The sequence below is a fragment of the Streptomyces sp. P9(2023) genome (assembly GCF_032436795.1).
In the GTDB taxonomy this organism is placed as follows: Bacteria; Actinomycetota; Actinomycetes; order Streptomycetales; family Streptomycetaceae; genus Streptomyces.
The window spans coordinates 1-229 of sequence record NZ_JAUPWM010000909.1 but is presented as its reverse complement, the minus strand read 5'-3'; the positions used below and the strand labels follow the sequence as shown (position 1 = coordinate 229).

1 pseudogene is annotated in these 229 nt (G+C 65.1%); it reads left to right on the top strand.

Annotated elements, in window-relative coordinates:
- A pseudogene (locus Q5762_RS39870) lies at window positions 1-209 on the top strand (hypothetical protein); the annotation flags it as partial.
- Window positions 210-229 lie beyond the last annotated feature (20 nt).

Sequence of the window (229 nt, the reverse complement as noted above, 5' to 3'; positions counted from 1 at the left end):
ACAGCCGGCACGGCAGCCAGTGGGCCGCAAAGATCTACAACGACGCCAGGGCCCGCAAGAAGCGACACCCCCACGCCATCCGCATCCTCGCCCGATCCTGGCTCCGGGTGATGTGGGCATGCTGGCGCAACGGAACCTGCTACGACCCCGCCACCCACCAAGCCAACGGCAAGATCAACACGGCCGCCGACACACCTCTGGCGGCATAGAGGTTGACTCAGGAAACTCA